This window comes from Pseudomonas sp. QLc11A, from assembly GCF_052112305.1.
GTDB lineage: Bacteria > Pseudomonadota > Gammaproteobacteria > Pseudomonadales > Pseudomonadaceae > Aquipseudomonas > Aquipseudomonas laurylsulfatiphila.
The window spans coordinates 1-240 of record NZ_JAVAJJ010000103.1 but is presented as its reverse complement, the minus strand read 5'-3'; the positions used below and the strand labels follow the sequence as shown (position 1 = coordinate 240).

The following is a 240-nucleotide window of genomic DNA, read 5'->3' as shown; positions in this document are numbered from 1 at the left end:
CCATCAAGGACGCAGTGGGCGGTAACCTGGAACTGGTGTCGCCAAACACAACGCCAGTGACCACCACGGTCAACGACGTCAACGACACCACCACCGTGACCCTGACCGCGACGCCGAGCGTGGACGAAAACGGCACCATCACCTACACCGCGACCCTGACCGATGCCCAGGGCAAACCGGTCACCGCGCAGAACGGTCCGGTGACCGTGACGTTGGACAGCGGCAAGGTGATCACCATCG

General features: G+C 63.3%; 1 protein-coding gene. It reads left to right on the top strand.

Annotated elements, in window-relative coordinates:
- The coding region (locus Q8X48_RS30085) for an immunoglobulin-like domain-containing protein (protein WP_407802704.1) at nucleotides 1-240 on the top strand (240 nt) is incomplete at both ends.